General features: G+C 70.6%; 20 protein-coding genes and 1 riboswitch. Of the genes, 11 read left to right on the top strand and 9 right to left on the bottom strand.

Features of this window, described 5'->3' with window-relative positions:
- Nucleotides 1–80 precede the first annotated feature (80 nt).
- Complete coding sequence (gene def, locus A6A06_RS02620; RefSeq protein WP_073758337.1) at nucleotides 81–722, top strand: peptide deformylase; 642 nt, start codon at nucleotides 81–83, stop codon at nucleotides 720–722.
- A 23-nt stretch (nucleotides 723–745) separates the two neighbouring features.
- On the opposite strand, the gene A6A06_RS02615 is transcribed toward def, so the two are convergent.
- The 3 genes from A6A06_RS02615 to A6A06_RS02605 form a co-directional block, all read right to left on the bottom strand.
- Entirely contained in the window at nucleotides 746–2644 is a 1899-nt protein-coding gene (locus A6A06_RS02615) for a transglycosylase domain-containing protein (RefSeq protein WP_073758335.1), read from the bottom strand.
- 152 nt (nucleotides 2645–2796) lie between these two features.
- Nucleotides 2797–3861 (bottom strand): ribonucleotide-diphosphate reductase subunit beta, encoded by a 1065-nt coding sequence (locus tag A6A06_RS02610; protein ID WP_073758333.1) that lies wholly within the window; start codon nucleotides 3859–3861, stop codon nucleotides 2797–2799.
- Nucleotides 3861–6314, bottom strand: a complete 2454-nt coding sequence (locus A6A06_RS02605; RefSeq protein WP_073758331.1) for a ribonucleoside-diphosphate reductase subunit alpha — start codon at nucleotides 6312–6314, stop codon at nucleotides 3861–3863. The genes A6A06_RS02610 and A6A06_RS02605 overlap by 1 nt, the downstream gene beginning before the upstream one ends.
- 157 nt (nucleotides 6315–6471) lie before the next feature.
- A riboswitch (cobalamin riboswitch) is annotated at nucleotides 6472–6636 on the bottom strand.
- A gap of 296 nt (nucleotides 6637–6932) precedes the next feature.
- Between A6A06_RS02605 and A6A06_RS02600 the strand changes: the two genes are divergently transcribed.
- The 4 genes from A6A06_RS02600 to A6A06_RS02585 all read left to right on the top strand — a co-directional run bounded on the left by A6A06_RS02600 (nucleotide 6933) and on the right by A6A06_RS02585 (nucleotide 10438).
- Nucleotides 6933–8279 carry a TolB family protein gene (locus tag A6A06_RS02600; protein WP_199930642.1) on the top strand — a complete coding sequence of 449 codons (1347 nt, stop codon included), beginning with the start codon at nucleotides 6933–6935 and terminating at the stop codon, nucleotides 8277–8279.
- Between the two features lie 85 nt (nucleotides 8280–8364).
- On the top strand, nucleotides 8365–9726 hold the full coding sequence (locus A6A06_RS02595) for a TolB family protein (RefSeq protein ID WP_079193748.1): 1362 nt from the start codon (nucleotides 8365–8367) through the stop codon (nucleotides 9724–9726).
- A gap of 95 nt (nucleotides 9727–9821) precedes the next feature.
- Complete coding sequence (locus A6A06_RS02590; RefSeq protein WP_073758329.1) at nucleotides 9822–10028, top strand: type II toxin-antitoxin system VapB family antitoxin; 207 nt, start codon at nucleotides 9822–9824, stop codon at nucleotides 10026–10028.
- A complete protein-coding gene (locus A6A06_RS02585) occupies nucleotides 10019–10438 on the top strand; it encodes a PIN domain nuclease (protein ID WP_073758327.1) in 420 nt (139 codons plus the stop codon). The genes A6A06_RS02590 and A6A06_RS02585 overlap by 10 nt, the downstream gene beginning before the upstream one ends.
- A gap of 75 nt (nucleotides 10439–10513) precedes the next feature.
- On the opposite strand, the gene mctP is transcribed toward A6A06_RS02585, so the two are convergent.
- The 5 genes from mctP to A6A06_RS02560 all read right to left on the bottom strand — a co-directional run bounded on the left by mctP (nucleotide 10514) and on the right by A6A06_RS02560 (nucleotide 15831).
- Entirely contained in the window at nucleotides 10514–12148 is a 1635-nt protein-coding gene (mctP, locus tag A6A06_RS02580; protein ID WP_073758325.1) for a monocarboxylate uptake permease MctP, read from the bottom strand.
- Nucleotides 12145–12420, bottom strand: a complete 276-nt coding sequence (locus tag A6A06_RS02575; protein ID WP_073758323.1) for a DUF3311 domain-containing protein — start codon at nucleotides 12418–12420, stop codon at nucleotides 12145–12147. Before A6A06_RS02575 ends, mctP begins: the two co-directional genes overlap by 4 nt.
- A gap of 148 nt (nucleotides 12421–12568) precedes the next feature.
- A complete protein-coding gene (locus A6A06_RS02570) occupies nucleotides 12569–12766 on the bottom strand; it encodes a CstA-like transporter-associated (seleno)protein (protein WP_073758321.1) in 198 nt (65 codons plus the stop codon).
- Nucleotides 12763–14919, bottom strand: coding sequence for a carbon starvation CstA family protein (locus A6A06_RS02565; protein WP_073758319.1), 2157 nt, complete (start codon nucleotides 14917–14919; stop codon nucleotides 12763–12765). The genes A6A06_RS02570 and A6A06_RS02565 overlap by 4 nt, the downstream gene beginning before the upstream one ends.
- A gap of 153 nt (nucleotides 14920–15072) precedes the next feature.
- A complete protein-coding gene (locus tag A6A06_RS02560) occupies nucleotides 15073–15831 on the bottom strand; it encodes a GntR family transcriptional regulator (protein ID WP_073758317.1) in 759 nt (252 codons plus the stop codon).
- A gap of 306 nt (nucleotides 15832–16137) precedes the next feature.
- Here A6A06_RS02560 and A6A06_RS02555 point away from each other — a divergent pair, with 306 nt between their 5' ends.
- From A6A06_RS02555 to A6A06_RS02540, 4 genes are all read left to right on the top strand, one after another.
- Nucleotides 16138–17409: an extracellular solute-binding protein gene (locus A6A06_RS02555; protein ID WP_073758315.1), complete on the top strand. Its 1272-nt coding sequence runs from the start codon at nucleotides 16138–16140 to the stop codon at nucleotides 17407–17409.
- A 146-nt stretch (nucleotides 17410–17555) separates the two neighbouring features.
- The gene (locus A6A06_RS02550) at nucleotides 17556–18539 is read left to right on the top strand and encodes a carbohydrate ABC transporter permease (protein ID WP_073758313.1); all 984 of its coding nucleotides are present in this window, start codon (nucleotides 17556–17558) and stop codon (nucleotides 18537–18539) included.
- Nucleotides 18536–19366 carry a carbohydrate ABC transporter permease gene (locus A6A06_RS02545; protein ID WP_073758311.1) on the top strand — a complete coding sequence of 277 codons (831 nt, stop codon included), beginning with the start codon at nucleotides 18536–18538 and terminating at the stop codon, nucleotides 19364–19366. The genes A6A06_RS02550 and A6A06_RS02545 overlap by 4 nt, the downstream gene beginning before the upstream one ends.
- A gap of 8 nt (nucleotides 19367–19374) precedes the next feature.
- On the top strand, nucleotides 19375–20901 hold the full coding sequence (locus A6A06_RS02540) for a glycoside hydrolase family 3 protein (protein ID WP_073758309.1): 1527 nt from the start codon (nucleotides 19375–19377) through the stop codon (nucleotides 20899–20901).
- Nucleotides 20902–21074: 173 nt separating this feature from the next.
- Here A6A06_RS02540 and nagB read toward each other — a convergent pair whose 3' ends face one another.
- Nucleotides 21075–21857: a glucosamine-6-phosphate deaminase gene (gene nagB, locus A6A06_RS02535; RefSeq protein WP_073758307.1), complete on the bottom strand. Its 783-nt coding sequence runs from the start codon at nucleotides 21855–21857 to the stop codon at nucleotides 21075–21077.
- A gap of 277 nt (nucleotides 21858–22134) precedes the next feature.
- Here nagB and A6A06_RS02530 point away from each other — a divergent pair, with 277 nt between their 5' ends.
- Together A6A06_RS02530 and A6A06_RS02525 are read left to right on the top strand one after the other, a co-directional pair.
- A complete protein-coding gene (locus tag A6A06_RS02530; RefSeq protein WP_073758305.1) occupies nucleotides 22135–23244 on the top strand; it encodes an SIS domain-containing protein in 1110 nt (369 codons plus the stop codon).
- A gap of 397 nt (nucleotides 23245–23641) precedes the next feature.
- On the top strand, nucleotides 23642–25111 hold the full coding sequence (locus A6A06_RS02525; protein WP_073758303.1) for a sensor histidine kinase: 1470 nt from the start codon (nucleotides 23642–23644) through the stop codon (nucleotides 25109–25111).
- The last annotated feature ends 120 nt before the right edge of the window (nucleotides 25112–25231 follow it).

Below are 25231 nucleotides of genomic sequence, written 5' to 3'. Positions count from 1 at the left end.
CGGTCCCCGCGAAGCCGCAGGGCGCCCCGCGTAGGCTGGAGGGCGAATATTTCGGGTTTCCAGGAAGGCGTACGGCGGACATGGCGCAACAGCCTGTTTTTGACCACAACGAGGAGCGGGCGGCGGAGGGCTTCGTCGACGACGTCACCGGCGCGGCGGAGCGGGAGGAGGCGCACCGCGAGCGCGGCACGTCCCGCCCGATCACCGTCGTCGGCAACCCGGTGCTGCACAAGGAGTGCAAGGACGTCACCGAGTTCGACGACAAGCTCGCCCAGCTCATCGACGACATGTTCGCCAGCCAGCGCACCGCCGAGGGCGTGGGCCTGGCCGCCAACCAGATCGGCGTGGACCTGAAGGTCTTCGTCTACGACTGCATGGACGACGAGGGCGTACGGCACGTCGGCGCGGTCTGCAACCCGGTCCTGGTCGACCTGCCGGTCGAGCGCCGGGTGCTGGACGACTCCAACGAGGGCTGCCTGTCGGTGCCCGGCGCCTACGCGGAGCTGGCCCGTCCGGACTACGCGGTCGTCCGCGGCCAGGACGCCGAGGGCAACCCGGTCACCCTCGCGGGCACCGGCTACTTCGCGCGCTGCCTCCAGCACGAGACCGACCACCTGTACGGGTACCTGTACATCGACCGGCTGTCCAAGCGCGACCGCAAGGACGCGCTGAAGCAGATGGCCGAGCGCGAGCCGCGCTACCCGGTCGTCGCCAACGACTGACCCGCGGCCCGGCCGGACCGCGCTCACGTCGCCGTGCCCGTGGCGTACGCGCCCCAGATCCGGGGCGGTATCCCGTTGCCGAACCGGGCGTCGCCGCCCACGCCCTCCATGGGCAGCAGCCGCGGCGCCCCCGGCTTGGCGCGGAAGACGGTGACGGCGGTGGTCAGCCCGCCGCCGGACGCGCCGTCGTTGCCGATGAACCACGCCGACCGCATACGGTCGTCCGGGCCGGTGCCGCCCGCGGCGACACCGCGCGGCAGCTTGGCGATGATCTCCTGGGGCAGCGACTTCCAGGCGAAGGCCCGCAGGGCGAAGCTGACGCCGCGTGCCGCCTCCGGGGTCAGCACGCGGCGCGGCGCCGGCGGCTCCAGGCCCGGCAGTGTCTCGCCGTCGTGCACCACCTTGGTGACCGAGTACGGCTCGGTCCGGTTGCCTTCGTTGCCGAACAGCGAGTACGCGCCGGCCAGCCGGATCGCGCTGGGCGTGGAGGTGCCGAGCGGGAACGTGGGCTCCAGGCGGGCGAGGCTCTCCTTGCGCAGGCCCGCCTCGACGGCCAGGTCCCGGATCCGGTCCAGGCCGAGGCGCTTGCCCGCACTGACGAACGGCGGATGGGCGGAGGTCACCAGGCCCTCGTACAGGGCGGACGGCAGCGCGACGGCAGCCTCCCCCGTGGTGGGCAGCCGGCGGCCGGGGGCGGCCTCCGCAGGCGCGTCGCTGCCGTCGCGGACGGCGGCGGCCAGCACGAACGGCTTGAAGGCCGAGCCGGCCGGCACGCCCGCGGTGTCGGCGTTGTTCGAGAAGTGCTTCGTGGCGTCCGGGCCGCCGTAGAGCGCGACGACCGCGCCGTCCCGGGGCCGTACCGACGCGGCGCCGAATTCCGCGTACGCGTCGGCGGGGCGCTTCTTCGGATCGATGCTGCGGCGCCGCTCGTCCTCCACCGCTTTCGTCAGCCGCGCCACCTTGTCCTTCTCGAATGTGGTGTGGATGCGGTAGCCGCCGCGGGCGAGATCGCGGTCGGTGAGGTCGGTACGGCTCCTGAGGTATTTCTTCGCGGCGTCGACGAGATAGCCGGTCTGGCCCTTCTGGCTGGTCGGGGTGACGGGTTCGCGGGGTTCCGGGAACTGTGTGTAGCGGGCGCGTTCCTCCCGGCTCAGCATTCCGGTCTCGACCTCGCGGTCCAGAATCCACTTCCAACGCTCCACGGCCCGCTCGTGGTTGGCGTCGCTCAGTGCCGGATCGTACTGTTCGGCGCCCTTGAGCAGCGCGGCCAGCGCCGCTGCCCGGCTGGGGTCCAGGTTCTTGGCCGGAATGCCGTAGTAGGCGTTCGCGGCGGCCTGGATGCCGAACGAATGCCGCCCGAAATAACTGGTGTTGAGGTATCCCTGGAGGATCTCGTCCTTGGACTTGCGGTTGTCCAGCTTCAGCGCGATGAAGAATTCCTTCGCCTTGCGCTTGAGCGTCCGGTCCTGGGAGAGGTACGTGTTCTTCACGTACTGCTGGGTGATGGTGGAACCGCCCTGGGCGTCCTGGCCCTTGACCATGTTCACCGCGGCCCGCGCGATTCCGGAGAGCGAGACGCCGGAGTCGGAGTAGAAACTCGCGTTCTCGGCGGCGATCACGGCGTGCCGGACGGAGTCGGGCACCTGGGAGAGGGCGATGTTCTGCCGGTTGACGTCGCCCTCGCTCACCATCTGGCTGCCGTCCGCCCAGTAGTAGACGGTGGCTTCCTGGCGCGCGGCGGCGTTCTCGTCCGGGATGTCGACCTGTGCGTACACGAAGACGAAGAGCCCGGTGAGTCCGGCCGCGCCGACGGCGGTGGCGCCGAGCTGCTGTCTCCAGGACGGCAGCCAGCGGCGCCAGCCGCCGCGGCCCCGGCGGGGATAGTCGATGAACCGTTTCTTCGGTTGCTCGCTGCCCTTCATGCAAGGGGAGAGCGGGCGGGTGGGGGCAGGGTTGCCGCCGCCCGCCCGTTGTCACCGACTCATCAAATCCGGTCCGGATTCGTCGGACATAAAGAAACGGACGGGGCCGGTCCGCACCCGCGGCCCGGCCCCGTCCGGCTCGGTCGAACCGATCAGAACTCGTCGTCGAAGGAGACCGAGCCCTCGACGGCGACCTGGTAGGCCGAGGCGCGCCGCTCGAAGAAGTTGGTCAGCTCCTGGACGTTCTGCAGCTCCATGAAGGAGAACGGGTTCTCCGAGCCGTACACCGGCGCGAAGCCGAGGCGCTGCAGACGCTGGTCGGCGACGCACTGGAGGTACTCGCGCATCGACTCGGTGTTCATGCCCGGCAGGCCGTCGCCGCACAGGTCACGGCCGAACTGGAGCTCCGCCTCGACGGCCTCCTTCAGCATGGCGGTGACCTGGCCCTCCAGCTCGTCGTCGAAGAGCTCCGGCTCCTCCGCGCGCACCGTGTCCACGACCGAGAACGCGAAGTCCATGTGCATGGTCTCGTCGCGGAAGACCCAGTTGGTGCCGGTCGCCAGGCCGTGCAGCAGACCGCGCGAGCGGAACCAGTACACGTACGCGAAGGCGCCGTAGAAGAAGAGGCCCTCGATGCAGGCCGCGAAGCAGATCAGGTTCAGCAGGAAGCGGCGGCGGTCGGCCTTCGACTCCAGGCGGTCGATGGACTCGACCGAGTCCATCCACTTGAAGCAGAACTCGGCCTTCTCGCGGATGGAGGGGATGTTCTCCACCGCGGCGAACGCGGCCGCGCGGTCGTCCGGGTCGGGCAGGTAGGTGTCCAGCAGCGTCAGATAGAACTGGACGTGCACGGCCTCCTCGAACAGCTGCCGGCTCAGGTACAGCCGCGCCTCGGGGGAGTTGATGTGCTTGTAGAGCGTCAGGACGAGGTTGTTCGCCACGATCGAGTCGCCGGTCGCGAAGAACGCGACGAGCCGGCCGATCATGTGCTGCTCGCCGGGCGACAGCTTGGCGAGGTCGGCCACGTCGGAGTGGAGGTCGACCTCCTCCACGGTCCAGGTGTTCTTGATCGCGTCCCGGTAGCGGTCGTAGAAGTCCGGGTAGCGCATCGGGCGCAGGGTCAGCTCGAAGCCCGGGTCGAGCAGGTTCTTGCTGCCGGTGGTGGCGGTGTGCGAGGCGGCCGCGGACGTCTCGTTCTTTTCAGGTGCGGTAGTCATTACTGGCATGCCTCGCAGGACTCGGGGTTTTCCAGGGAGCAGGCGACGGCCTCGGGATCGGCCGCCTGAGCGGGGACGGGAGCGGTCTGCGCGCTTCCGCCCGTGCCGCGCGCGGACTGGGCGATACGGGTCGCCGGACGCGAGCGGAGGTAGTACGTGGTCTTGATGCCGCGCTTCCAGGCGTACGCGTACATCGAGCTGAGCTTGCCGATGGTCGGCGACGCCATGAACAGGTTCAGCGACTGGCTCTGGTCGAGGTAGGGCGTACGGTCCGCCGCCATGTCGATCAGCGCGCGCTGCGGGATCTCCCACGCCGTGCGGTACAGCGCGCGCGTCTCGGCGGGAATCCAGTCCAGCTCCTGCACCGAGCCGTTGGCCTCGCGCAGTGCGTCACGGGTGCGGGCGTCCCACAGGCCCAGCGCCTTCAGCTCCTCGATCAGGTACGCGTTGACCTGGAGGAACTCGCCCGACAGCGTCTCGCGCTTGAACAGGTTCGAGACCTGCGGCTCGATGCACTCGTACACGCCCGCGATGGAGGCGATGGTGGCGGTCGGCGCGATGGCCAGCAGCAGCGAGTTGCGCATACCGGTCGCCGCGATACGGGCACGCAGCGCCGTCCAGCGGTCCGCCCAGCGCGGCTCGGCGTTCGGGTAGTGGTCGGGGTGCAGCACGCCCCGGGCCGTACGGGTCGCGGACCAGGCCGGGTGCGGGCCGTGCCGCTCGGCGAGGTCGGCGGACGCCTCGTACGCCGCGAGCATGATCCGCTCGGAGATGCGGGTGGACAGCTCCCGCGCCTCGGGCGAGTCGAAGCCCAGCCGCAGCCGGAAGAAGACGTCCTGCAGGCCCATCAGGCCCAGGCCCACCGGGCGCCAGCGGGAGTTGGAGGTGCCGGCCTGCTCGGTCGGGTAGAAGTTGATGTCCACCACGCGGTCCAGGAAGGCCACCGCCGTACGGACGGTGGCGTCCAGCCGCTCCCAGTCCATGGCCTCCTCCCAGCCGTCGGCCTCGTTGCCCAGGTGGGCGGCGAGGTTGACCGAGCCGAGGTTGCAGACGGCGGTCTCGCCGTCGTCGGTGACCTCCAGGATCTCGGTGCACAGGTTCGAGGAGTGCACGACCTTGCCGGGCTCGGCGGTCTGGTTCGCGGTGCGGTTGGCGGCGTCCTTGAAGGTCATCCAGCCGTTGCCGGTCTGCGCGAGGGTGCGCATCATCCGCGAGTACAGGACGCGGGCCGGGACCTGCTTGGCGGCGCGGCCCTCGGCCTCCGCCTTGCGGTACGCGGCGTCGAACTCGTCGCCGTACAGGTCGACCAGCTCGGGCGCGTCGCTGGGGGAGAACAGCGACCAGTCGGCGTCGGCCTCGACGCGGCGCATGAACTCGTCGGGGATCCAGTGCGCGATGTTCAGGTTGTGGGTGCGCCGGGCCTCCTCGCCCGTGTTGTCGCGCAGCTCCAGGAACTCCTCCAGGTCCGCGTGCCAGGTCTCCAGGTAGACGCAGGCGGCGCCCTTGCGCCGGCCGCCCTGGTTCACGGCCGCGACCGAGGCGTCCAGCGTGCGCAGGAACGGCACGATGCCGTTGGAGTGGCCGTTGGTGCCGCGGATCAGCGAGCCGCGGGCGCGGACCCGGGAGTACGACAGCCCGATGCCGCCGGCGTGCTTCGACAGGCGCGCCACCTGGTGGTAGCGGTCGTAGATCGAGTCCAGCTCGTCCAGCGGGGAGTCCAGCAGGTAGCAGGAGGACATCTGCGGGTGCCGGGTGCCGGAGTTGAACAGGGTGGGCGAGGAGGGCAGGTACGACAGCGAGCTGGTCAGGCGGTACAGCTCGGCGACGTCGTCCAGGGCCCGCTCGCTGTGGTCCTCGGCCAGGCCGCAGGCCACGCGCAGCAGGAAGTGCTGCGGGGTCTCGACGACCTGGCGGGTGATCGGGTGGCGCAGCAGGTAGCGGGAGTGCAGGGTGCGCAGGCCGAAGTAGCCGAACCGGTCGTCGGCGCCGTCCGCCAGGGCGCGCTCGACCAGCTCGTCCAGGCGGGCCGCGTGGGTCCGTACGAACTCCGCCGTGGCGTCGGCGATCAGGCCCTCGCGGTGCCCGGTGGCGACGGAGGCCGAGAAGGCGACGGCCCCCTCCGCGGCCGCCTCCTCCGCGATGGCGCGGGTCAGCAGGCGGGCGGCCAGCTTGGAGTACTGCGGCTCGTCGCCGATCAGGCCCGCCGCGGCCTCCATGGCCAGCGAGCGCAGCTCGGCCTCGTCGGAGCCGGGGTGGCGGCCGCGCAGCGCGGCGGCGGCGATCTTGCCCGGGTCGGTGGCGGGCAGGTCGGCGGTGAGGTCGGTCAGCGTGCGCAGCAGGGCGGCGCCGGGGCCGTCCGCGGCCTGGCCGCCGGTGCCCTGCCGGGGCTGCGTGTCCTTCGCGGGCTGCACGACCTGCTCGGCTGCTGCGGGCTCCGTTGGCGCGATGGTCACGTGCTGCTCTCCCTCACTCGGCGGGGGCCCAGGGGGAGCGGAGGCCGCGTGCGGGCGTGCGGCACCCCCGGCACGGCAAGGGGCGCGCGGGCACACCGCGCAGCGTCCACCGGTCCAACCCGCGAGACCCGGACGTATCGACGACCGCGCCGGTCCTGGCGCGGGCGTGCTGTGGGCAGGTCTTCGGACTCACGGGTGCGGTTTGCGCACTTCGTACACCGTTGCGGGACAGTTCCGGATTCGCACCGGATTCCCCTGCGACGACAGCGAGCACGAGCATACATCTTGTGCCGCCTCGTGCACCCACCCCCATATCTTGTGTCGCGTTGGCGAGGGGTTGTCCGGAGCCGTGGTATTCGGCGGGCGTTCCGGGCGTGTTCCCGGGGGTGTTCGGGGGCCTCGAAGAGGGTGTCATGAGGCGGCCGGCAGGCCGTTCCCGGGGTGTTCCGAGGCCGTTCCCGGGCCGTTCGGGGCGGCCTGGACGGGGGCTGATGCAGGGGGCGTATTGGTGGCGCGGAATGTCCCTGATGCGTTGACCGGGACTCCTGAAGCGTATTGGCTCCTTGTCTGCTCCGTCGGCCGGCGGGGCGGGTGGGGGACAAGTGTGAGGGGGGAGACATGCGAAGAAGCGGTGCGGGGCGTGGCGCCGTGCGCGTCGTGGGTCTGCTGGCGGGGGCGTGCGTCGTGGCGGGGGTGCTGCCCGCGGCGGCCGTTGCCGCGAACCCGGCGGCTCCGGCCACCGAGCGGGTGAGCGTTGCCGCGGACGGCACGCAGGGAAACGGTTTTTCAGGCGATCCGAAGCTCAGCGCGAACGGGCGGTTCGTGGCATTCAGCTCGGAAGCCACCAATCTGGGACCCGCCGACACCAACGGCCACCAGGACGTCTACGTCAAGGATTTACGGACGGGAAAGGTCGACCTGGTCAGCGTCGGCAGTGACGGCACCCTCGGCGACGGCCTCTCCGGCTCGCCCGAGATCAGCGCCGACGGCCGGTATGTGGCCTTCTACTCCGGCGCGGCGAACCTGGTGCCCGGCGACACCAACGGCGAGGGCGACGTCTTCGTCCACGACCGCCGCACCGGGCGCACCGTGAGCCCCACGGCGGGCCCCGGGAAGTCCCCGTACGGATACGGCGTCCAGAACTTCGCGATCAGCGGCGACGGCCAGCGCCTCGCCTTCGGCTCCTACCGCCCGGACCTGGTACCCGGCGACACCAACGAGCGCCTGGACATCTTCGTCCACGATGTGCAGAAGGGAACGACGCGGCGGGTCAGCGTGGCGGGTGACGGCACCCAGACGGACGCCGCGTCCGCCTTCCCGTCGATCAGCGCCGACGGCCGCCGGGTGGCGTTCACCTCGAAGGCGACGAATCTCACTCCCGCCGGGCCCGGCCTCCGCCGCCCGCCGCCGCAGGACCCCATGTACGTCCACGACCTGGCCACCGGGCGGACCCGGGCGGCGAGCCTGAGCACCACGGACGCCGTCGTCGGCGTGTCGCCGTTCCCCCGGCTCAGCCCCGACGGGCGGTACGCGGTCTTCTCCGCCGTGGCCGCGGACGTGGTGCCGGGCGACACCAACGGCACGTACGACCTCTTCGCCCGCGACCTGGAACAGGGCACCACCCGACTGCTGTCCCGCGCCCACGACGGCTCCCAGGGCGACGGCTGGTCCTCCGACGGGCGGCTCAGCGCCGACAACCGGCGGCTCTTCTTCACCTCCGCGGCCGCCAACCTGGTGCCCGGCGACACCAACGGCCAGGTGGACGGCTTCGTCCGCGACCTGCGGACCGGGCGGGTCGAGCGGATCAACGTCGGCGCGGACGGCGGCCAGTCGGCGTCCTGGACGAACATCGCGGCACCCGACGCCACCGGACAACTGGCGGCCTTCGACTCGCGCGACGACGGGCTGGTGCCCGGTGACACGAACGGGACGGGCGACGTCTTCGTCCGTCGGCTCCAGCACTGACGTACCGGTGCCGGGCGCGCGGACAGAACCGGCGCGCACCGGCACCACCCGGACACCGGCGCACCGACCAGGAGGGGAACCGACCATGAGGACCACCCGCACCACCGCACGAAGACTCGCCGCCGTGACGGGCGCGTGCGCGCTCGCCGCGCTGCTGCCCGCCACGACGGCCGGCGCCCAGCCCGCGCCGCAGCACGGCACCGAACGCGTCAGCGTCGCCGCCCACGGCGCCCAGGCCAACGACGGCTCGTCCGGCTCGGCGATCAGCGCCGACGGCCGCTTCGTCACCTTCGTCTCCGCCGCCACCGACCTTGTGCCCGGTGACACCAACGGGCAGTCCGACATCTTCGTGAAGGACCTGAAGACGGGCGCCGTCCAGCGCGTCAACGTGGCGAGCGACGGAACGCAGGCCGACTCCTACTCGTTCTCGCCCTCCCTCAGTGCCGACGGCCGGTACGTCGCCTTCGGGTCCGGCGCGGCCAACCTCGTGCCGGGCGACACCAACGCCGACACCGACATCTTCGTCCACGACCGCCGGACCGGACGGACCGAGAGCGTGACCCTCGACGGACGTCCCCCGCAGGGCAAGCAGGGCGCCCAGATGCCGGTGATCAGCGCCAACGGCCGGTATGTGGCGTTCGCCTCCAGCCGCGAGGACCTGGTGCCCGGCGACACCAACGGTGCCCAGGACATCTTCGTCCGCGACCGGCGGACCGGCACCGTGACCCGGGTCAGCGTCTCCGTCACCGGCGGCGAGCAGGCCGCCGGCCCCTCCGCCAACCCGGTGATCAGCTACGACGGCCGCAGGGTCGGCTTCACCTCCAAGGCACGGAACCTGCCCCCGCAGTCCGCCCCGGCCCTCCGCGACGAGGCCGACCCGCGCAGACCGCACAGCTACCCGTTCTTCCTGCACGACCTGGACACCGGCCGCACGAGCGTGGCGAGCCTCAGTTCGACCGGTGAGACGGTCGGCGCCTGGAACGCCTCCCTCAGCCCCGACGGCCGCTACGCGGTCTTCTCCAGCCAGTACGGGGACGTGGTGCCCGGCCATCCGACGGGCCGCGCGGACCTGTTCGTACGCGACCTCGTCAAGGGCACGACGGAGAAGGTGACGTACACCTACGACGGCAAACAGACGCAGGAGGGCCGCTCCAACCACGGCGTCCTGTCCGCGGACAACCGCCGCCTGTTCTTCGAGTCCTCGGTTCCGGACCTGGTGCGGGGCGACACCAACGGCACGGAGGACATCTTCGTCCGGGACATGCGGACCGGCGTGATCGAGCAGGTCAGCCGGGCCGCCGACGGCACACTGGCCCTGGGCTACTCCTCCAGCGCCTCCACCGACGCCACCGGCCGCCTCGTCGCCTTCGACTCCGACGCGCCGAACCTGGTCGTGGGCGACACGAACGGGGCGCCGGACGTGTTCGTGTCGAGGGTGGCGCCGTAGGGCGCGGGATTGGCCGGTCGCCGGTTTCTTTGTATTCTTGAAAGGAACCTGGATGTATCGGCTGCCTTTCAAGGTGCATACAAACGGAGTGGGTCATGACTGCGACGCAAATCGACCTCGACGACTCGCTGGTGCGCCAGGCAGCGAAAATACTGGGCACCACGACCAAGCGCGCGACCGTCAACGAGGCGCTGCGACGTCTGGTGGCGACCGATACGCAGCTCCGTCACCTCGACGAACTGGCTTCCGGTGCGCTGCCCGACCTCGGTGACCCGGAAGTGATGGCCGAAGCGTGGCGGTAGCGAGGTACCTGGTCGACAAGAGTGTCTGGGCGCGTGTGGCCAAGCCCGCTGTGCGCGCGGCGCTGGAGCCCCTGATCATCCGGGGGCTCGTCGGCACGACGGGCGTGATCGATCTGGAGATGCTCTACAGCGCACGCAATGGCGCGGAGCACGACCTGCTCCAGGACCGGCGCCGGGCGTTCGAGTGGTTCGCGACGAACGACGACATCATCGGGCGGGCGATCGAGGTCCAGAACGCTCTGGCGCACCGCAACGAACACCGTGCTGTCTCGCTCCCCGACCTGCTCATCGCGGCCACGGCGGAGCGTCACGGTCTCACCGTCCTGCACTACGACGGCGACTTCGATCTGATCGCCAAAGCCACGGGCCAGCCCGTCGAGTGGGTGGTACCTGCGGGAACGGCCGACTGACCGGCCGTCTCGCACGTGGAGAGCCGCCGTACCCCACGGGTACGGCGGCTCACCCGCACACTCCGCTCCGACGTCTCAGCGCCCCGCCGGCACCCCCGCCGTCGTCGGCGGCAGGTCGACCTGGACGCCCTTGTCGCCGACGTCCGCCGTGTAGTCCTCCGGGGACGTCTCGTCGATGCCGTCCGGGGCCTTCGTGGCGCGCAGGATCACCGTCAGGACGACCGTGACCAGGACGTTCAGGACGAACGCGGTCAGGCCGATGTAGCCGATCTCGCCGATGCCGGGAATCTCCGCGCTGGAGCCGCCGAAGTGCTCCTGCGTGGGGCTGGCCACCCCGTACGCCGCGAGCGTGCCGTAGACCATGCCGACCGCCCAGCCGGCCAGCAGCGCCCACCGGTGGAACCAGCGGGTGAACAGGCCGCCGACCAGGGCCGGCATCGTCTGGAGGATCCAGATGCCGCCCAGCAGCTGGAAGTTGATGGCGACGGTCTTGTCCATCGTCAGGACGAAGACCAGCGCTCCCACCTTGACCAGCAGCGACACCAGCTTGGCGACCTTGTGTTCCTGCGCCGGTGTGGCGCCGGGTTTGAGGAAGTCCTTGTAGATGTTGCGGGTGAAGAGGTTCGCCGCGGCGATGGACATGATCGCCGCCGGTACCAGCGCGCCGATGCCGATCGCGGCGAACGCCACGCCCGTGAACCAGTCGGGGAACATGTCCTCGAACAGCTGCGGGATCGCCAGCTGCCCGTTCTGCACCTTGATCCCGGCCGCCACCGCCATGAAGCCGAGCAGCGCGAGCAGCCCCAGCATCAGGGAGTACAGCGGCAGGATGGTGGTGTTGCGGCGGATCACGTTGCGGCTGCGGGAGGACAGCGTCGCGGTGATCGAGTGCGGGTACATGAACAGCGCGAGCGCCGAGCCGAGGGCCAGCGTCGCGTACGCCCACTGCGCGTTCGGCCCGCTGGCCAGTTCGCCGCGCGGCTTTCCGGTCGCCGGATTCGGCTGCGCGAAGGTGTCCTTGGCGACCGCGAAGATGTGGTCGAAGCCGCCCAGCTTGATCGGGATGTAGATGATCGCGACGACGATGACCAGGTAGATCAGCCCGTCCTTGACGAACGCGATCAGCGCGGGCGCCCGCAGCCCGGAGGAGTAGGTGTACGCCGCCAGCACGCCGAAGGCGATCAGCAGCGGCAGATCCTTGACGAACCAGTGGGTGTTCTCGCCGCCGCCGACGCCCATCACGTCCAGGACGGCCTGGATGCCGACGAGTTGCAGCGCGATGTACGGCATCGTGGCGAGGATGCCGGTGATCGCCACGGCCAGCGACAGGCCCTTGGACCCGAACCGGCCGCGCACGAAGTCGGAGGTGGTCACGTACCCGTGCTTGTGCGAGACCGACCACAGGCGCGGCAGGAAGGTGAAGATCAGCGGGTAGACGAGGATCGTGTACGGGACCGCGAAGAACCCGGCCGCGCCCGCCGCGTAGACCGCCGCGGGCACGGCGACGAAGGTGTACGCGGTGTAGAGGTCGCCGCCCAGCAGGAACCAGGTCACCCAGGTGCCGAAGCTGCGGCCGCCCAGGCCCCATTCGTCGAGGTTGTCGGACTGCTCGGCCTTGCGCCAGCGCGCCGCCAGGAAGCCCATGACCGTGACGGCCACGAAGAAGAAGATGAAGACGGCGAGCGCGACGCCGTTCACGCCGTCCTTCACCGCGACGCACCCCCCTTGCGCAGGCGCTGCTCACGCTGGACCAGCTTGTAGGCGGTCATCGTGAGCGCGGTCGAGATCAGCACCCACAGCATCTGGTACCAGTAGAAGAACGGGACGCCGACGAGCGTCGGCTCCACCTTGGCGTACGAGCTCACCCACAGCATCGCCACGAAGGGCGCGACCAGGCAGAGCCCGGCGATCACGCGCGTGGGCGTGACGACCGGGGCGGCTCTGCCCGCTGGTGTTCCGGCTGATTCGGACGGCTCTGGCATGGCCGTGGCTCCGTTCCCTGGCGGTCCCTTGTGATCACGTGTGCAGTGGGCAGGAAATCTAAGCCAGGGAAGTTGTACGCGTCACTACCTGTCCGCATATCGGTACGGCAACGAAGCCGGCCGGCTCCGGTGCCCGACGCCCGCCGCCTCAGCAGCAGCGGAACCCGGAGCGGGGATCGTCCTCGCGCGCCGCGGCCCGCCGCCGCTCGAATTCGCGGCGGCTGAGCACCTGCGCGCCGGGCGCGTGCTGTCGGGCATGTGCGACGTACCGCTCGTAAGCGCTCTCGCCGGTCAATTCCCGTACGTACCAGCGGATGTGGCGCAGTGCCCGCCGCGCCCCGCTCACGGCCCGCTCCGTTCCGCCGCCGCCAGCTCGGCCTTCTCCTCCTTGGAGGCCAGCAGCCCGGCGGGCGCGACGATCGCCGACTCCTTGTACGGTGCCTCGCTGAGCCGGGTCGCCGCGGGGTTGCGGACATGCCGTACGCAGACCCGGGCGGCGTCCGCGATCACCACCACGATCAGCAGGGCGAGCACCGCCGACAGCACGCCGTCCACCGTCGAGTTGGTGACCACCGTGTGCATGTCGCCCATGTTCTTGGCGGGCGGCAGCACCTTCCCGGCGTCGATGGCGTCCTGGTAGAGCGAACGCTGCGTGAAGAAACCGACCTTGGGGTCGCCGGAGAAGACCTTCTGCCAGCTCGCGGTGAGGGTCACGGTGGCGTCCCAGGCGAGCGGGACGCCCGTGATCCAGGCCCACTTGAGGCGGCCGGACTTGACCAGCAGGGTCGTGCAGACGGTCAGGGCGACCGCCGCCAGGAGCTGGTTGGCGATCCCGAAGACCGGGAAGAGCTGGTTGATGCCGCCGAGCGGCTCGTGCACGCCGACCCACAGGAAGTAGCCCCACAGCGCGACGACGGCCGCGCTGCACAGCAGCAGTCCGGGCTTCCAGCTCACCCGCCGGAACGGCTTGAAGACGTTGCCCAGCATGTCCTGGAGCATGAAGCGGCCCACGCGGGTGCCCGCGTCCAGCGCCGTGAGGATGAACAGCGCCTCGAACATGATGGCGAAGTGGTACCAGAACGCCTTCATCCCGGCACCGCCGAAGACCTGCGAGAAGATGTCCGCGACCCCGACGGCGAGGGTGGGCGCGCCGCCCGTACGGGACAGCAGGGTGTGCTCCTCCACGGCCTTGGCCGCGGCCGCCAACTGGTCGGGGGAGATGCTGTATCCGAGGTGCGCGACGGCCTGGGAGGTCGACTGGACGGTGTCGCCGATGACGCCGGCCGGCGCGTTCATCGCGAAGTACAGGCCCGGGTCGATGATCGACGCGGCCACCAGCGCCATCACGGCGACGAACGACTCCATGAGCATCGAGCCGTAGCCGATCATGCGGATCTGCGTCTCCTTCTGCACCATCTTGGGCGTGGTGCCGGAGGAGATCAGGGCGTGGAAGCCGGAGAGCGCGCCGCAGGCGATGGTGATGAAGACGAACGGGAAGAGCGAACCGGCGAAGACCGGTCCGTCACCGCGCCCGGCGAAGTGCGTGACCGCGTCCATCTTCAGGTCGGGCAGCGTGACCAGCACGCCGACCGCCAGCAGCCCGATCGTGCCGATCTTCATGAAGGTGGAGAGGTAGTCGCGGGGCGCCAGCAGCGTCCACACCGGCAGCACGGAGGCGATGAACCCGTACGCCACCAGCCAGATCACCAGCGTCTTCGGCTCCAGCGTGAACGTGTCGGCCCAGGACGAGTCCGCGACCCAGCGGCCCGCGATCAGCGCGAGCAGCAGCAGCGCGACGCCGATCAGGGAGACCTCGGTGACCCGGCCGGGGCGCAGCACCCGCAGGTAGAAGCCCATCAGCAGGGCGATGGGGATCGTCATGCCGATGGAGAAGGTGCCCCAGGGGGACTGGGCGAGCGCGTTGACGATGATCAGCGCCAGCACGCCCAGCAGAATGATCATGATGGCGAAGGCGGCGAGCAGCGCGGCGGCCCCGCCGAGCACGCCGATCTCCTCGCGCGCCATCTGCCCCAGCGACCGGCCGTCGCGCCGGGTGGAGAAGAACAGCACGACCATGTCCTGGACCGCGCCCGCGAAGACGACACCGACGATGATCCAGATGGTGCCGGGGAGGTAGCCCATCTGGGCGGCGAGCACCGGCCCGACGAGCGGCCCGGCGCCCGCGATGGCCGCGAAGTGGTGGCCGAGCAGCACCCGGCGGTCGGTGGGGTGGAAGTCGACGCCGTCGTTCAGCCGCTCGGCGGGGGTGGCCCGGGTCCGGTCGAACCTCAGGACGCGGGTGGCGATGAAGCGCGCGTAGAAGCGGTAGCCGATGGCGTACGAGCCGAGGGCGGCGGCGACCATCCAGGCGGCCGAGACCCGCTCGCCGCGGGCCAGCGCGAGCAGCGTCCAGCCGGTGGCGCCGACCAGCGCCACGGCGGTCCACAGAGCGATCTTCCGGGGATTGGCGGCGGTTCGGGTCCGGCCTGCTGGGCGCACCTGTACGTCCTCCCGTCGACGCGACGACGGAAGGACCGTAGAGGCTGGAGGGCGGATCGCGCCATACCCCCGGACGTGCGGCGGGGCGGCGGGACGCCGGGAGACGGGGCGCGCCGGGCCCCGGGCGTACGGCCGCGGGGCCCGGCGGACCCGTCAGTCGGCCGGGCGCCGCAGCCGGGCCACGAACTTGTAGCGGTCGCCGCGGTAGACCGAGCGCACCCACTCCACCGGCGCGCCCGCGGCGTCCAGGGAGTGCCGGGAGAGCATCAGCATCGGCAGGCCCACGTCCGTACCGAGCAGCCCGGCCTCGCGGGGCGTGGCCAGTGACGTCTCGATGGTCTCCTCGGCCTCGGCCAGCCGGACGTCGTAGACCTCGGACAGCGCCGTGTAGAGCGAGGTGTACTTGACGAGGTTGCGGCGCAGCGCGGGGAAGCGCTTCGCGGACAGATGGGTGGTCTCGATGGCCATCGGCTCGCCGCTGGCCAGCCGCAGCCGCTCGATGCGCAGCACCCGGCCGCCGGCCGCTATGTCCAGCAGCCCGGCCAGCCGGTCGTCGGCGGTGACGTAGCCGATGTCCAGCAGCTGCGAGGCCGGCTCCAGGCCCTGGGCCCGCATGTCCTCGGTGTAGGAGGTCAGTTGCAGGGCCTGGGAGACCTTGGGTTTGGCGACGAAGGTGCCCTTGCCCTGGATGCGTTCCAGCCGTCCTTCGACGACCAGTTCCTGGAGGGCCTGGCGTACTGTCGTACGGGATGTGTCGAACTCCGCGGCGAGAGTCCGTTCCGGCGGGACGGGTGTGCCCGGCGGAAGGGTCTCGGTGATCTCCAGCAAGTGGCGCTTGAGGCGGTAGTACTTGGGCACGCGGGCGGTGCGTGCGCCGCCGCCGTTGTCCGCGCTGCCCCCGTCGGTCTCCATGACCCGCCTCTCCGACTCCTGTCGCGCTGCCGTCACCGGCTCCTCCGTACGTAGCGGCTCATCGTGGCACGGGTGGGGTCCCGATGCTCCCTTGCTGGTCCGTGCCCGCTCGCGGGGCCTGACGCCAACGTAGCGTCTGCCGTGCGGACGGACGCCGCCACGGCGGCTGCAGACCCCAGATGTCGGTCCGGTAACGGACCCGACAGCGACTCTTATACACCCTTGACACCCCAAAAGGTCTAGGCCAAGCTGCGGGCACTGGTCTAAACCATTAAAGACCACTCACGGCCTTTAGGGGAGAGCGCAATGAAGCGTGGACTCATAGCGGCGACGGCAGTCGCGGGAATGTTGGTCAGTGTCGCTGCCTGTGGGTCCAGCGACAGCAAGTCGGCGGGGGCCGACGGCTACAAGGGCAAGAAGCTGATCGTCTGGGTGATGGACGGCTCCAACCCGGCACAGTGGACCAAGCAGGTCTCCGAGGACTTCAAGAAGAAGACCGGTGCCACGGTCGAGTTCCGCGTCCAGCAGTGGAACGGCATCCAGCAGAAGCTGACCACCGCCCTGTCCGAGGACAGCCCGCCCGACGTCGTCGAGATCGGCAACACCCAGACCGCCGCGTACGCCAAGGCCGGCGCGCTCGCGGAGCTGGGCGACCTGAAGAAGGAGATCGGCTCCGACTGGAACGACTCCTTCAACAAGGCGGCCATGGCCGACGGCAAGCAGTACGCCCTCCCCTGGTACGCGGGCAACCGCGTGGTGATGTACAACAAGAAGATCTGGGCCGCGGCGGGCATCAAGGAACTGCCCAAGACCCGCACCGAGCTCTTCAAGGCGTTCGACACCATCAAGCAGAAGACCGACGCCGAGCCGCTCTACCTCCCCGGCCAGAACTGGTACTTCTTCGACGGCCTGACCATCGGCACCGGCGCCGAACTGGTGAAGAAGCAGGGCAGCAAGTGGGTCTCCAACTTCAGTGACCCCAAGGTCTCCAAGGCCATGGACATCTACAAGCAGTACCAGGCCTTCAGCACCGCCCCCAAGAACAAGGACGAGGCCACCCCGCAGCAGGCCGAGATCTTCTCCAAGGGCAAGACCGGCGCCATCATCGCCATGGGCTACGAGGGCCCCACCGCCGTCAAGGCCAACCCGGCCATCAAGGACGACATCGGCTTCTTCCCCATCCCGGGTGAGACCGCCGACAAGCCCGAGGGCGTCTTCCTCGGCGGCTCCAACTTCGCCGTCGCCGGCGGCGGCCAGAACCAGGAGCTGGCCAAGGAGTTCCTGAAGGTCGCCCTGTCCAAGAAGAACGACGGGCAGATGGTCAAGGAGGTCGGCTGGAGCCCGAAGTCCCCCGACCTCCAGCCCGCCACCAAGGGCAACCCGGCCGCCGAGGCCGCCGCGCCCGGCGCCGCCAAGTCCAGCGGCACCACCCCGCTGATCCCCGAATGGGCCCAGGTCGAGAACACCCCGAACCCGATCAAGAACTACATGACCGCGGTGCTCAACGGGAAGGCGCCCGCCGACGCGGCCAAGGACGTCGAGGGCGAGATCAACAAGCGGCTGTCGCAGAAGCAGTAGTCGGGCGGCAGCACTGAACGCGGTCCCCGCGGCGGCGCCAGCCGCGGGGACCGCCACCGTACGGGTTCCGTACGGGAGCCGGCCGTCCCGGCCCCCGTACGGAACCACCAGCGTGAGCACGACCAGGTGATGGGGAGAAGCGGGACATGTCAGTGCAGATCGAGGACGCGGTTCGAGACTCCGCGCCGCGGATCGGCAAGGGCGGCGCCCCGCCGCCCCGGCGCGGCCGCGGGTCCGGCAGGGCGGCCAGAAGCGCCCCCTACCTGCTGCTGATCCCGGCCCTGGCCGCCACCGCGGTCTTCCTGGGCTGGCCCATGGTGCGGAACCTGATCATCTCGTTCCAGAACCTGAACATGAAGCAGCTGATCCAGCACCTCACCGAGTGGCGCGGATTCGGCAACTTCCAGGAGGTCCTGGGCGGCGAGCAGTTCTGGCGGGTCACCCTCCGCACCATCGTCTTCACCGCCGTCAACGTCACCCTGATCATGGTGCTGGGCGTGCTGATCGGCCTCCTGCTGGCCCGGCTCGGCAAGCGGATGCGCCTGACGCTGTCCGTCGCGCTCGTCCTGACCTGGGCGATGCCCGTGATCGCCGCCACCACCGTCTTCCAGTGGCTGTTCGACGCCCGCTACGGCATCGTCAACTGGGTGCTGGACAAGCTGGGCTGGCACGCGATGGCCCACTACGACTGGGTCGGCAGCCAGCTGTCCACCTTCTTCGTGATCACCGTACTGATCGTGTGGCAGTCGCTGCCGTTCGTGGCCCTGAACCTCTACGCCGCGACCACGACCATCCCCAAGGAGCTGTACGAGGCGGCCCGGATGGACGGCGCCGGCACCTGGAAGGTCTTCACCAACGTCACCTTCCCGTTCCTCAAGCCGTTCTTCATGGCGACCACGTTCCTGGAGATCATCTGGGTCTTCAAGGCGTTCCCGCAGATCTTCGCCATCAACGAGGGCGGCCCGGACCGGCTCACCGAGACCCTGCCGATCTACGCCTTCACCGAAGGCGTCGGCAACCTCCACTTCGGCATGGGCGCGGCCATCTCGCTCCTGACGATCGTCGTACTGCTCGCCATGACCGCGTACTACCTGCGGCTGACCCTGAAGCAAGAGGAGGACGAGCTGTGAACCGCTCACTGCTCGGCCGCATCTGGCCCAACGCGACGGCGATCGTGCTCGCCATCGGCTTCGTCTTCCCCGTGTACTGGATGTTCACCACGGCCTTCAAGCCGAACCGCGACATCATCACCGAGGACCCGGTGTGGTTCCCGTTCCACGGCACCTTCGAACACTTCACGACCGCCGTGAACGCCCCGAACTTCTGGACCCTCGTCGGCAACTCCGTCACCGTCACCGTGCTGGCGGTCGGCCTCTCGCTGCTGATCGCCCTGTGCGGGTCCTTCGCCATCGCCCGGATGCGCTTCAAGGGCCGCAAGGGCATCATCCTGACCTTCATGATCGCCCAGATGGCGCCCTGGGAGGTCCTGGTCATCTCGATCTACATGATCGTGCGCGACGCCGACATGCTGAACAGCCTGGTGCCGCTGACCTTCTTCTACATGCTCATGGTGCTGCCCTTCACCCTCCTGACGCTGCGCGGCTACGTCGCCGCCGTGCCCAAGGAGCTGGAGGAGTCCGCGATGGTGGACGGCTGCACCCGCCGGCAGGCGTTCGTGAAGGTGATCTTCCCGCTGCTGGCGCCCGGCCTGATGGCCACCTCGCTGTTCGGCTTCATCACCGCGTGGAACGAATTCCCGATGGTGCTGGTACTCAACAAGGAGCCGGACAAGGGCACACTGCCGCTGTGGCTCTCGCAGTTCCAGAGCCAGTTCGGCGACGACTGGGGCGCCACCATGGCAGCGGCCTCCATCTTCGCCGTACCGATCCTGGTCCTGTTCCTGTTCCTCCAGCGCAAGGCCGTCAGCGGACTGACCGCCGGCGCAGTGAAGGGATGACGCGCGCCATGACGACACTCCTGCACCCGGCCGACACCCTCACCCGGGACGCCCTCACCGTCCTCCAGCCCGGCTTCACCGGCACCTCGGCACCCGACTGGCTGCTGCGCCGCCTCGGCGAGGGCCTCGCCTCGGTGGGCCTGTTCGGCCGCAACGTCGACTCACCCGAACAGCTCGCCGCGCTCACCGCCCAGCTGCGGGCCGAACGCGAGGACATCCTCGTCGCCATCGACGAGGAGGGCGGCGACGTCACCCGCCTCGAAGTACGCGGCGGCTCCTCCTTCCCCGGCAACCTCGCCCTCGGCGCGGTCGACGACACCCGGCTCACCCACGACGTCGCCCGCGAACTCGGCCGCCGCCTGGCCGAGTGCGGCGTCAACCTGAACTGGGCGCCGTCCGCCGACGTCAACTCCAACCCGTCCAACCCGGTCATCGGCGTCCGCTCGTTCGGCGCCGACCCCGGCCTGGTCGCCCGGCACACCGCCGCCTACGTCGAAGGACTCCAGTCCGCCGGCGTCGCCGCCTGCGCCAAGCACTTCCCCGGCCACGGGGACACCGCCGTCGACTCCCACCACGACGTGCCGCACATCGCCGCCGAGCTGCGCACCCTCCAGGAACGCGAGCTGGTGCCCTTCCGGGCCGCCATCGCCGCCGGCACCAAGGCCGTGATGAGCGCGCACATCCTGCTCCCGGCCCTGGACGGCACGCTGCCCGCCACCCTCAGCCGCAACGTGCTCACCGGCCTGCTGCGCGCCCCCGCCTCCGAAGGCGGCCTCGGCTTCGACGGCCTGATCGTCACCGACGGCATGGAGATGCAGGCCATCTCCGCGACGTACGGCATCGAGCGGGGCAGTGTCCTGGCCATCGCCGCCGGAGCGGACGCCATCTGCGTCGGCGGGGGACTGGCCGACGAAGCCACCGTGCTGCGGCTGCGCGACGCCCTGGTGAGGGCGGTGCGCGACGGCGAGCTGTCGGAGAAGCGGCTCGCCGACGCGGCAGCACGGGTCCGCGCCCTGGCGCGGTGGACCCGGAGTGCGGGCGCTCCCCAGGGAGGGGTCGCGCCCGCACCCGAGGCCGGTCTCGTCGCGGCCCGCCGTGCGCTGCGCATCACCCGCGACGGCCCGTTCGAGCCGGTCACCTCGCCCGCCTACGTCGCGGCCTTCACGCCCGTCGCCAACATCGCCGTCGGCGACGAGACCCCCTGGGGCGTCGCCGCCGAACTGGCCCGCCTCGTCCCCGGCACCGAGACCGGTACGTACGGGGACGCCCTCGCCGCCGAGTCCGGCACGCCCGCCTGGACCGAGGAGATCCTGCGGGCGGCGGGGGAGCGGCGGATCGTCGCCGTCGTCCGCGACGTGCACCGGCACGCCTGGATGGCGGGTGCCCTGGACGCCCTGCTCGTCGCCCGCCCGGACACGGTGGTCGTCGAGATGGGTCTCCCGCAGGCGCCCCCGCGCGGGGCCCTGCACATCGCCACCCATGGCGCGGCCCGCGTCTGCGGCCGCGCCGCCGCCGAGGTCATCGCGGGTGGGTGACACCCCTGCCGGGCCGCGGAAGGGGAGCCGCGGCCCGGCAGGGGACACACGGCCCGGCAGAGGTCCGGGCGGATATGACCCGACCCGGCCGGGGCGCCTTCACGGGGGCGCCCCGGCCGGGTCGTGTGCGGTGGTGTGCGGCCCGGCTTCCCGCGGGCCCTGCCACCCCGGTCCTACAGGCCCTGCCACTCCGGCTTGGCGGCGTACGTGGCGCGGAAGTAGTCGGCCAGCTTGAGCTTGGACGCGGCGGCCTCGTCGACCACGACCGTGGCGTGCGGGTGCAGCTGGAGCGCGGAGGCCGGCACCAGCGCCGAGACCGGGCCCTCGACGGACTGTGCGACGGCGTCCGCCTTGCCCTCGCCGGTGGCGAGCAGCACCAGGTGACGGGCCTCCAGGATGGTGCCGATGCCCTGCGTGATGACGTGGTGCGGCACCTCCTCCAGGCTGTCGAAGAACCGGGCGTTGTCCTCCCGGGTCTGCTGCGTCAGCGTCTTGATGCGGGTACGGGACGCGAGCGAGGAGCACGGCTCGTTGAAGCCGATGTGCCCGTCGGTGCCGATGCCCAGCAGCTGGAGGTCCACGCCGCCGGCCTCGCTCAGCGCACGGTCGTACGCCTCGCAGGCCGCCTGCACGTCCTCGGCGCTGCCGTCCGGCCCCATGAAGGCGTCCTCGCCGAGGCCCAGCGGCTCGACGACCTCGCGCAGCACCACGGAGCGGTACGACTCGGGGTGCCCGGCCGGCAGCCCGACGTACTCGTCGAGCTGGCAGATACGGGCACGCGAGACGTCCACGCCACCGCCGCGGACCGTGCGCGCCAGCGCTTCGTAGACGGGCAGCGGAGTCGATCCAGTGGCCACACCCAACAGAGCCTCGGGCTTGCGGCGCACCAGGGTGGCGATGGCCTCCGCGATCAGCTCGCCGCCTGCCTTGGCGTCCGGGACGATGACAACTTCCACGCTGTGCCTGCCGATCTGGAGAATGGACTCGTGTGGTATAGACCAATCTACCAGAGGCCGCCCCACCGCCCCCGGTGACATCAGGCGGCCCGCACCTGAACAGACGGCGAATCCCGGGGGCCGGGGAGGGCGCGGGCGGGGGAGCCGGGGGCGGCTCGCCGGGGACGTGGCCGGAGGGGCGCGGTGGCGGGGGCGGGGAGCCGCGTGGTCGACTGGGGGGCACCGGGCGCCGCGGCATCGGTACGCGGGCACGGTCGGCCCGCGGGAGGCGGTCAGGATGTCCGGCACGGAGAACCGCACACCGAACGACACGTCCGACGAACGGCCCGGCCGCCACATGGCCGCCGAGATGGCCGAACAGCCCGACGTCCTGCGCCGCATCCTCGACGAGGGCGCATCGCGCATCCGCGCCGTCGCCGAGCAGGTCGCCGCCCGCCGGCCGCGGTTCGTCCTGTTCACCGCGCGCGGTACGTCGGACAACGCGGCGCTGTACGCCAAGTACCTGTTCGAAATACGGCTCGGCAAACCCTGCGGCCTCACCTCCATGTCCACCACCACCGCCTACGGCGCGCGGCCCGACCTCAGGGACTGCCTCGTCGTCACGGTCAGCCAGTCCGGTGGATCACCCGACCTCGTCGCGTCCACCAGGGCCGCCCGCGAGGCCGGCGCGATCACCCTCGCGGTGACCAACAACGCCGGGTCGGCGCTGGCCGGTGTCAGCGAGTTCCACCTCGACGTACTGGCCGGCCCGGAGCGCGCCCTGCCCGCCACGAAGACGTACACCGCCGAACTCCTCGCCCTCTACCTCTTCGTCGACGGCCTGCGCGACAGCTGGGGCCACCCCGGCCCGCGGGCCGCCGGCGACCTGGCCGCGAAGGCGCTGCCGGACCTCGCCGAGTCCGTCCTCGCCCGCCACGACGAGGTCAAGGCCCTCGCCGCCCGCTACCGCTTCGCGGAGCGGATGGTGCTCACCTCACGGGGCTACGGCTATCCGACCGCCAAGGAAGCGGCCCTGAAGCTCATGGAGACCAGCTACATCCCGGCCCTCTCCTACTCCGGCGCCGACCTCCTGCACGGCCCGCTCGCCATGGTCGACAACATCTCCCCGGTGATCGCGATCGTCACCGACGGCAAGGGGGGCGAGGCGCTGCGGCCCGTACTGGAGCGGCTGCGTGACCGGGGCGCCGACCTGGTGGTCATCGGCAGCCACGCCGAGGTCGGCCGGGCCGCGGCGGGCTTCGCGCTGCCGACCGACGGGGTGGCCGAGGAACTGCAGCCCGTCCTGGAGATCCTTCCTCTCCAGATGCTGGCCTACGAGGTGACCCTCGCCCGCGGCCAGGACCCTGACGCGCCCCGCTCCCTCGCGAAGGTCACGGAAACCCACTGACGGGGGCCGGACGGGCCCGGAAACACCCGCGGGCCGCGGCGCCGGGACAGGACCCTCAACCTGTCCGGCACCGCAGCCCGGAGCTTCATCGGCCGGCCCGGCGGCGGGAGGCGCCCCACGTGCGGCAGGAACACGCACCCGCCCAGAGGCCGGTCGACCGGAGGCCGCCGCGCAGTCAGGGCAGAGAGCGCTTGGGCCTCTATCCACTCTCCTGTGCGGGGAGAGCGGAGGTATCTGGAGGTTCTCGAAGACTTGGTGCCGGTACCGCGGGGCCCGGAGGCCGCCCTGAGCGGGGTGCGATACCCATTCATTGTGGACTAGACCATTTAGATCTGTCCATGCCCTTGCGGGCACAACACCTACACCGTACGCCGGTAGGCTCCAGGGCGTGCCCTCCATGAACGATCTCGTACGCCAGCACACCGCCCTCAGCGACTCCGACCTGGAGTGGCTGCACCTGCTGGTGTCGGAGTGGCAGCTGCTCTCCGACCTGTCCTTCGCCGATCTGGTGCTGTGGGTCCCCACCCTCGACGGCACGCGGTACGTGTCCGTCGCCCAGATGCGGCCCAACACCGGGCCGACCTCCTACCAGGACGACATGGTCGGCCACCTCGTTCCGCGCGGCCGCCGCCCGATGCTCGACTCCGCCCTGGACGAGGGACGGATCGTACGTGAGGGCGACCCCGAGTGGCGCGAGGAGGTGCCGGTACGGGTCGAGTCGATTCCGGTCCGCCGCGAGGGCCGGGTCCTGGGCGTGATCGCCCGGAACACGAACCTGCTGACGGTGCGGACGCCGAGCCGGCTGGAGCTCACCTACCTGCAGAGCGCCTCGGACCTCGCCCAGATGATCGCTGCAGGATCCTTTCCCTTCCCCGGCCAGCAGGTCGACATGGACGCCTCGCCGCGGGCCGGCGACGGGCTGATCCGGCTCGACGCGGACGGCGTCGTCCAGTACGCCAGCCCGAACGCGCTGTCGGCCTACCACCGCCTGGGCCTCGCCGCCGACCTCGTCGGACACCACCTCGGCCAGGCCACCGCCGAGCTGGCACCCGCCCGCGGCCCCGTCGACGAGGCCCTGGTCAAGCTGGCCAGCGGCTGGGCGCCGCGGGAGTTCGAGGTGGAGGGCGAGGACGGGGTCATCCAGCTGCGCGCCATCCCGCTCAAACCCAAGGGCACGCACATCGGTTCGCTGGTCCTGCTGCGCGACGTCACCGAACTCCGCCGCCGCGAACGGGAGCTGATCACCAAGGACGCCACCATCCGGGAGATCCACCACCGGGTGAAGAACAACTTGCAGACCGTGGCCGCCCTGCTGCGCCTGCAGTCCCGCCGGATGGACTCCGAGCAGGGCCGCGAGGCGCTCAACGAGGCGGTACGCAGGGTCGGTTCGATCGCGATCGTGCACGAGACGCTGTCCCAGAACCTCGACGAGCGCGTCGAGTTCGACGAGATCGCCGACCGGGTGCTGGCGATGGTCGCCGAGATCGCGCCGGGCGCGGTCACCACGCGCCGTACGGGCCGCTTCGGCATACTCGACGCCGAGGTCGCCACCCCGCTCTCCATGGTCCTCACGGAGGTCCTGCAGAACGCCCTCGAACACGCCTTCGTGCCGGGTGACCAGGGCTCCGTCGAGGTGGGCGCGGTACGCGGCGGCAGCCGTACGGAGCCCCGCCTGCTGGTCACGGTCCAGGACAACGGCCGTGGCCTGCCGGACGGGTTCGATCCGCACCGGGCCGGAAACCTCGGACTGCAGATCGTACGGACGCTGGTGGAGGGCGAGTTGGGCGGAAAGTTCGACATGGTGCCCGGCGCCGACCGGGGCACTCAGGTGATTCTCGACATTCCCGTACGAGCGGAGAAGCACTGATGAAGACATCGCTCATCAAGTGAGCGGTGAACGTGCGGAATTCGTGAAACCGGGAGGAAAGTCCGCACGGAGTACCGGGTCCGCCGAATAGCCGTACAGCAGATCGGCGTAACGGAAGAG

Origin of the sequence: Streptomyces sp. CB02923 (assembly GCF_001905005.1) — a bacterium.
Lineage (GTDB): Bacteria > Actinomycetota > Actinomycetes > Streptomycetales > Streptomycetaceae > Streptomyces.
Note: the sequence above shows the minus strand (reverse complement) of the source record. Positions and strands in the feature narration are given on the sequence as shown.

Coding starts and splice junctions, on each gene's coding strand:
- def (WP_073758337.1), top strand. CDS start 81: ATGGCGCAACAGCCTGTTTTTGACCACAACGAGGAGCGGGCGGCGGAG.
- A6A06_RS02615 (WP_073758335.1), bottom strand. CDS start 2,644: ATGAAGGGCAGCGAGCAACCGAAGAAACGGTTCATCGACTATCCCCGC.
- A6A06_RS02610 (WP_073758333.1), bottom strand. CDS start 3,861: ATGACTACCGCACCTGAAAAGAACGAGACGTCCGCGGCCGCCTCGCAC.
- A6A06_RS02600 (WP_199930642.1), top strand. CDS start 6,933: ATGCGAAGAAGCGGTGCGGGGCGTGGCGCCGTGCGCGTCGTGGGTCTG.
- A6A06_RS02595 (WP_079193748.1), top strand. CDS start 8,365: ATGAGGACCACCCGCACCACCGCACGAAGACTCGCCGCCGTGACGGGC.
- A6A06_RS02590 (WP_073758329.1), top strand. CDS start 9,822: ATGACTGCGACGCAAATCGACCTCGACGACTCGCTGGTGCGCCAGGCA.
- A6A06_RS02575 (WP_073758323.1), bottom strand. CDS start 12,420: ATGCCAGAGCCGTCCGAATCAGCCGGAACACCAGCGGGCAGAGCCGCC.
- A6A06_RS02560 (WP_073758317.1), bottom strand. CDS start 15,831: ATGGAGACCGACGGGGGCAGCGCGGACAACGGCGGCGGCGCACGCACC.
- A6A06_RS02555 (WP_073758315.1), top strand. CDS start 16,138: ATGAAGCGTGGACTCATAGCGGCGACGGCAGTCGCGGGAATGTTGGTC.
- A6A06_RS02550 (WP_073758313.1), top strand. CDS start 17,556: ATGTCAGTGCAGATCGAGGACGCGGTTCGAGACTCCGCGCCGCGGATC.
- A6A06_RS02540 (WP_073758309.1), top strand. CDS start 19,375: ATGACGACACTCCTGCACCCGGCCGACACCCTCACCCGGGACGCCCTC.
- A6A06_RS02530 (WP_073758305.1), top strand. CDS start 22,135: ATGTCCGGCACGGAGAACCGCACACCGAACGACACGTCCGACGAACGG.
- A6A06_RS02525 (WP_073758303.1), top strand. CDS start 23,642: ATGAACGATCTCGTACGCCAGCACACCGCCCTCAGCGACTCCGACCTG.